The organism is Thermodesulfovibrionales bacterium (assembly GCA_035622735.1).
In the GTDB taxonomy this organism is placed as follows: domain Bacteria; phylum Nitrospirota; class Thermodesulfovibrionia; order Thermodesulfovibrionales; family UBA9159; genus DASPUT01.
Genome location: DASPUT010000158.1, coordinates 1 through 6968, shown reverse-complemented (window position 1 = coordinate 6968; position 6968 = coordinate 1). Strand labels below are relative to the sequence as shown.

Here is a 6968-nt window from a genome sequence, read left to right as displayed (position 1 = left end):
AAGACGGTGGGCGGATGAAGGAGAATCAGGTCTGGCCGGGACATAAGGACATTACACTCCTAAGATTTTATTTTAAGCCCATGAGAAATACTCATAGACGCATAAGTCAACAGTATAATCAAAAAATATCTATTTGTCACTCTTATTTGATGAAATTAATGTATGAAGGTAGAAGAGTTCGAGAGGCCTTACAGTTTGAGTGAGATGAGCAGTTCTTTTCCCGCTTCCTCAAGGGCCTTCTTCCCCCGAATCTCCGTGTCCGAAAAGGGAAGCGTTGCGACAGGCAGACCCTGTGCCAGTCCGATAAGTTCGGTGAGATATCCCTCCTGAATTTTCCGAAGGGTCCTGAAGGATGCGGAATCGGGCTGCATTATGACTCTATTGATGATCATGCCATGGAGAACGATGTGGTATCCCCCGAGGGTTTCCATTACCCTCCTGACCTGCCTGACCACGAGGGCCTCCGGGTTCGCGACGAGAACGAAGGCTGCTCTCGTATGGATATACCGGGATATCCGCTCCGATGCGGCGATCCATTCGTCCATGATCTGAGCCACAGACCTCTTACCCGCGATCTTCCTCCCGATCCTGTCGAGCCCCTCGAAAAACCTCGAGCCCGAGCGGAGGTGCTTCCGCAAGTTCGCGGGCATATTGAGAAGATTCAACGTCTCCCCGGCAGGTGCCGTATCCCACATGATTCGATCGTAGCGCCCGGTCTCGGCCAGATCGACAATGAGGTCGAGCATCGTCTCCTCCCTAAGGGAGGGCGCAGAGCCGATATAGTCGAGCAGCTCGTGGCGCGACTCATTATCAAGCGCATCGACATCTATGAGGCGGGAGACGATCTCGTGAAAATCGGGGCCGAATCTTCTCTTCCACCTGTCGAGGACGGCATGATCACTGATTTCGATCGCGTCGAGACCCTTTTCTATCTCTCTGATCGAATCCCCTATCTCCTCTTCATAGACGTCCGAAAGAGATGGGGTTGCATCGGATGTTATGATGAGCGTCTTCTGTCCGGATGATGCGAGCCGCAATGCGACAGCAGCAGAGCAGGTGGTCTTCCCCACACCGCCCTTTCCTCCGAACATGATCATAGGTCTGTCAATCAAGATTGCTTTCCCTGATGAGATTTCAGTTTGCGAGACGATCGGAGAGCGGCCCACCTTTCATGAAGCCGAGTTCGACGGAATACGGGGAAGAGACGAATCGCTCGAACGCCTTCTCCGGGGGCACCCGCCTTACACATTGAACCTGAAATTGATCATATCCCCGTCCTTGACTTCATACGTCTTGCCCTCGAGCCGTAGAAGGCCTTTTTCTCTCACGGCGGCCATGCTCCCCGAATCGATGAAGTCATCATAGCCGACAATCTCGGCCCTGATGAAGCCCCGCTCGATGTCGGAGTGTATCTTCCCCGCGGCCTTTTGGGCGTTCGCTCCACGGACTATCGTCCATGCCCTGACTTCGTCTTCCCCGTATGTGAGGAATGAAATGAGTCCGAGAAGATCGTAGCTCATATGGATCAGGGCATTGAGGGCCGGTTCCTTTATTCCCAGGTCGTCCAGGAAGGCCTTCGCCTCATCGGCAGAAAGCTGTGCGATCTCCATCTCGATCTTCCCGCAGAGCGTCACGACTCGTGAGGTTGTCGCTACGCCTTTGCCGCTAAAGTACTGCTCCGCCTCCCTCTGGAGACCCGCGGCGATGTCCGTATTCAGTTCCCCTTCACCCACGTTCAGGACGACGACCTCGGGCTTCGTCGATATGAATTGGAGGGGTTTCATGATCTTCTGTTCTTCTTCATCGAAGGGCACGCTTCTCAGGGGGCGTTCCCCTTCGAGGATCTCCTTGCACTTCAGGAGGAACTTCTTTTCCGCTTCATTGGGCTTCTTTCCCCTTCTCGCGCCGTCTTCCATCCTTTCGAGTCTCTTCTCGACAAACTCAAGGTCTCCGAAGATGAGCTCGAGTTCGAGCGTCTCGATATCGCGGAGCGGATTGATTTCATTCATGGGGTGGGATACCGACTCGTCACGGAAATCCCTCACGACATGAACAATGGCGTCTGCATCCTTGATGAGGTCGAAGACCTTCCTGTTCTGCACGACATCGCCCTTTGTGAGACCGATATAATCTATGTACTCGACGGTAGCATAGGTAGTCTTTTTCGGCCGGTAGATCTCCGTGAGCCTCTTGACCCTCGAGTCGGGCACCTTCACGACTCCGAAGTTCGGCTCCCCGGTTACGGTGGGATAGATGGTCGTCTCGATGTTCTGGCCGGTCAATGCGTTGAAGACTGATGTCTTACCCGAATTGGAGAGGCCGATAATCGCTAATCTCAATCGCTTCTCCTACATCGCCCTTCTTCCCTCGAGCGCCTTGCCGAGGGTGACTTCATCGGCAAATTCGATATCACTGCCCATGGGCAGACCGTATGCGATCCGGGTAACCCTGACAGGATAGGCTCCGAGGTGTTCTCGTATGTACCGCGCCGTTACCTCCCCCTTCGTATTGGGGTTCGTGGCGATGATCACCTCGTCAATGGAGTCCGCTGCGACCCTCGCCGTCAGTTCACCGATCCTCAGTTTTTCCGGCGTGATGCCGTCGACAGGGGAGAGCGCACCGAGTAGAACGTGATAGAGGCCGTTATACATCCTTGACCGTTCAACAACGAGTATATTGCTCGGCTCCTCCACCACGCATATCTTCGTACGATCCCTCCGTTCATCCCGGCATATCTCGCAGAGGTCGCTGTCGGTGATGTTGAAGCAGCGTCCGCAGAAGCGCGCCTTCTCCTTCACTTCGCGTATCGCTTCCGCAATCCCCTTTGCCTCTTCGTCGGGCATGGTGAGAATAAAGAACGCGAGCCTCTGCGCGGTCTTCCGCCCTATGCCGGGAAGACGCGTGAGTTCGGTTATGAGGCGCTCGATGATGCCCTGCGTCATCTGAACATGTTTCCGAGACCGCCAAGGCCGGGAAGCTGCATACCCCCGGTGAGTTTGCCCATCTCTTCGTTGACCATCTGCTGAGCCCTTCTCGAAGCCTCGTTGACGGCGGCGAGAATGAGGTCCTGGAGCATCTCCACATCATCGGGATTCACGACGTCCTTCTCGATCTTTATGGATACCAACTCGCCCGCGCCGTTTGCCGTGACCGTCACCATTCCTCCGCCTGCAGTAGCCTCAACGGTCTTCTTCTTCGCCTCTTCCTGCAATCGCTGCATCTCGGCCTGAAGCTTCTGGGCCTCGCGCATAATATCCCCGAGCATCTTCTTAGACATCTCTTCCTCCCTCTCCTGGTTTTTCTCTCAGCGTAACATCGACTATCCTTCCGTCAAACAGATTTATCGCTTCCTTCACGATCGGTTCCGAGAGTATCTTTTCCCTGAGGTCCTTTTTCCTCGGTACCTTCTTCTTCACCGTCTCGATCACGATTCGTATCTTCTTGCCTGCGATAGCCGAGGCTATCTCCTCTATGGGACGTTGGTTCTTCTTGATCGAATCAGCATGTATCGCGATTCCGCCGTTGAACGTTATGGAGAGAATCTCGCCCTCGACTCTCATATCAGCCTGAGAAAGCTTGCACGCAAGGGGGTGATTAACCGCCTCTATTCTCTCCATGAGCGCAGCCGGAAAGTCATCCTCCCTCACCTGTTGCTGAGGAAGCGCCTCTTCTTCTTCCACGGAAGATCCGGACACTTCGCCCTGATCTTCCCCTCTTCCCGGAGGGGGCATGTCCGGGGCTGTAATGGAATCTCCCTCAATGGTGCTCACTGAAGGTGCGGCATCCGGGGAGTCCGCGGTCAGAGATTTTCCGGAGGACGTCTCCGTTCCTCTCGTCTGTTCCGGTTCGGCCGGACCCGTGACACGCTCGCCCGTGACCTCTTTCTGTCTCTTCCTTACCGGCCGACCGGTGGGTTCCTCTCCCGGATGTGCAGGTCCGCTCTGTCCCGTAAGAAAAGACTCTATAGTCTCGATCGCCTCTTTCACAGGCCTCAGGCTGGACAGGAAACTCGCCCTGATGAGCGACATTTCGAGCGTGACGCGGGGTGAAAATGCCAGTCGCACATCGGCCTCGGCCTTTATCATCTCGGAAAGCAGCAGCGTCAGATGGTCTTCCGAGGCGATCTTCAAGATGTCCCTGACGGCGGTAAATTCCGCGTCACTCATGTCGAGTATTTCCTCCGGCTTCTCAACGACCTTTGCAACGAGGAGGTCTCTGAAAAAATTCATGAGATCCTTTGTGAAAGATTTGAAGTCAGCGCCCGTATCGGCGAGGCTGTTGATAATCTCGAGTATCCTCTTCCGCTCTCCCCTTATGGTAGCTGCCGAGAGATCCGCCAAGGCCTTGAAATCGGCTATTCCGAGCAGGTCCTGTATCCCCGACTCCTCTATGTCGGAGGAAAACGCCGAGACCTGGTCGAGGATCGTCAGGGAGTCGCGCATGCTCCCTTCCGCTGCCCTCGCTACCAAGTCTATCGCTCCGTCTGATATCCGTATCGCTTCCGCGTCGGAGATGAGCCGGAGCCGTTCCTTGATCTTTTGCGTCGGAACCCTCCTGAACGGAAGATGCTGGCATCTCGAAAGGACCGTAGCCGGTATCTTTCTGGAGGCCGTTGTCGCGAGGACAAAGACGACATGGGACGGTGGTTCTTCCAGGGTTTTCAGGAGCGCATTGAAGGCCGAATCGGAGAGCATATGGGCCTCATCGATGATATAGACCTTATACCTTCCGCCTGCCGGGGCATATTTGACCCGTTCGCGGAGATCGCGGATATCATTCACGCTGTTGTTCGAAGCACCGTCTATCTCCATCACATCGACGGACGAACCCTCGGCTATACCCCTGCAGAATGTACAGACACCGCACGGGAGAGGGGTCGGACCTTTCTCACAGTTCAGCGCCTTTGCGAGTATCCTTGCGGTGGAGGTCTTCCCGACGCCCCTCGGTCCCGAGAAGAGATAGGCGTGCGCCAACTTACCCTGCGACAGGGCATTGCTCAGGATGCGGCTGATAGGTTCCTGACCGATAAGGTCTTCAAAACCCTGGGGCCGCCATTTTCTCGCAAGTACCAGATAACTCATATTCTCCACGTCATCGTAAATCAGCAAATGCGAAGAGCAAAATCCTTACCGTCTTCCTGCAACCAGAGAACAGCTTGCTGCGGCACACAGAAGAAATGCTTACCGTTGCTTCCTTCCGGACCTGGCGGGGTTTACACCTTTCTGCTGCGCAGGGCCATTCCCTGGCTGCAGGAAAACAGCAAAGTTGAAAGAGTTGACGCTGTTTATTTTAGCATAGACATCCCAGGATTTAATACCGGTGTTGCCTGACCGCTCGCGGAGGAATTTAGCGCCGGGAGGGGTATTGATGTCAGAAGGGATTTCCCATTGCCCGGCCCTTGTCAAAAATGAGCGTTCAGGAAGAATCGCCTCTAGCGACAGGTACCGGACATCGCATTTTCTTTTTTCACGCAGGACTGTCCCTGGTCACAATCCCGGTCGGTCATACAAAACCGTCCGCGCGTTGAAGAGGCGGGGTCGGATGCAGGATGAGTCTCTTCCCGGTGGGGTGTGAATGTGGACTTGATGCAAGTGCCGCGTTTAGCATAGTCGGGTACTATGCATCTCTCGTTTTCGTACATCTTGCAATCGATGTCCGAAGAACACTCCGTAGCAAATAGTGGTTTGCCGCAGAGCAGAAGGAGGACAGATAATACGATTATCCCCACGACAATTTTCATGGTTCACCTCCATTTTCAGAACGCTCTTTCGTAAGTATCTCTATTATATCCGAAGCGCGAGTCTTCAATCACCCTCTCAACCAAAACTCATTTCCGGTTGACAAGGCCGCAAAAAGGTGCTCAAATTAAATTAGGAGGGCATAGAAATTATACCCGTAATTCTTATGGAAGAAGGACTGACGAGATGAAAACGACATTGCTCGCTCTTATGATACCCATCTTGATTGCAGCCTGCAGCACTGTGCCGTATGCCCCGTATACCGACTATTACTACATGCCTTACGGGGATTATTACGCCTCTTACCCCTACAGTACGTTCTACATGCCGGTCTCTAACTATCCGGATACCTATTATTACCCTTACGTCTATTATCCGCCCTACTCCTATTCCTTTCTTCCGGAGGTTTTCGCTCCAACCAAGGGCGGTTCCCAATAGTCTGATGAGGCATGCATTACATGAGGCGATGGCCACAGAGACTACCCGCATCGCGATGCTATTCAAGATCAAGTGATCTCGGCATTCACCCCATGAACGCAGAACCCCCAACACAGGTACATTGACGACTCTCAAGAAAGAGCTTGCTCGCGGGCTAACAATTTCCGCTAAAAAGAACTGCAGCGAAAGGCCCCATCTCTGAATGAGACGGGGCTTCTCGCAAAAAGGTTACTGTAGTGCTGTCTTTGAGACGAGAGATCCGTCGAGATTGATGATATAGAGGTATGACTTGGAAATGCCGCTGCTATTGAAATTGAAATTTCCGAACGTTGAGCTGAATGGCGTACTGCCCGTCATCATGCCATTTCCGAAATCTGTTGTAACCACATAGACGTGATTACCCGCAATTACCGGCACAGATGCAAAATCGCCATCGAGAGAAACCGCAGTCGGCTTTGTCGAAGCGGTGAAAGGAATTGTGAGAATATAGAGTGCTGACTGGTCGCTGCTCGGATTGCTGCCGAGGTTACCCAACATCATGAAATCCTTAAAGTCAGGAAGCGATGAGGTCGCAGCCAGGACATTCCCGACAACGACGGGTCGCGATACGATGCCGCTCAAGGGTAGAGATACTATCTCACCCGTCAGTTTGACGGCAACAATCGTTGACTGAAAAGAAGCGCTGGTCGGGATAGTTCCCGGTGTTACCGTTCTATCATAAGTGACGAGGAATGCAGTTCCGTCATCGCTGACAACCGGTGCACCGGCCATGCCGTTCATCATCCCAAAACT

General features: G+C 53.5%; 7 protein-coding genes and 1 other RNA gene. 1 reads left to right on the top strand and 7 read right to left on the bottom strand.

Going from position 1 to position 6968, the window contains the following annotated elements; all coding sequences use genetic code 11:
- Positions 1–188: 188 nt before the first annotated feature.
- The 6 genes from VEI96_08420 to ffs form a co-directional block, all read right to left on the bottom strand.
- Positions 189–1112, bottom strand: a complete 924-nt coding sequence (locus VEI96_08420) for a TRC40/GET3/ArsA family transport-energizing ATPase (GenBank protein HXX58007.1) — start codon at positions 1110–1112, stop codon at positions 189–191.
- A gap of 129 nt (positions 1113–1241) precedes the next feature.
- A complete protein-coding gene (ychF, locus tag VEI96_08415) occupies positions 1242–2339 on the bottom strand; it encodes a redox-regulated ATPase YchF (GenBank protein ID HXX58006.1) in 1098 nt (365 codons plus the stop codon).
- A gap of 9 nt (positions 2340–2348) precedes the next feature.
- Positions 2349–2942: a recombination mediator RecR gene (gene recR, locus VEI96_08410; GenBank protein ID HXX58005.1), complete on the bottom strand. Its 594-nt coding sequence runs from the start codon at positions 2940–2942 to the stop codon at positions 2349–2351.
- The gene (locus tag VEI96_08405; protein ID HXX58004.1) at positions 2939–3277 is read right to left on the bottom strand and encodes a YbaB/EbfC family nucleoid-associated protein; all 339 of its coding nucleotides are present in this window, start codon (positions 3275–3277) and stop codon (positions 2939–2941) included. Before VEI96_08405 ends, recR begins: the two co-directional genes overlap by 4 nt.
- Positions 3270–5081: a DNA polymerase III subunit gamma/tau gene (gene dnaX / locus VEI96_08400; protein ID HXX58003.1), complete on the bottom strand. Its 1812-nt coding sequence runs from the start codon at positions 5079–5081 to the stop codon at positions 3270–3272. The genes VEI96_08405 and dnaX overlap by 8 nt, the downstream gene beginning before the upstream one ends.
- Positions 5082–5144: 63 nt before the next feature.
- Positions 5145–5242, bottom strand: an RNA gene (gene ffs / locus VEI96_08395) — signal recognition particle sRNA small type.
- A gap of 682 nt (positions 5243–5924) precedes the next feature.
- Between ffs and VEI96_08390 the strand changes: the two genes are divergently transcribed.
- Complete coding sequence (locus VEI96_08390) at positions 5925–6176, top strand: hypothetical protein (GenBank protein ID HXX58002.1); 252 nt, start codon at positions 5925–5927, stop codon at positions 6174–6176.
- 228 nt (positions 6177–6404) lie between these two features.
- Here the strand turns inward: VEI96_08390 and VEI96_08385 are convergent.
- On the bottom strand, positions 6405–6968 hold a 564-nt coding region (locus VEI96_08385), incomplete at its 5' end, for a hypothetical protein (protein HXX58001.1).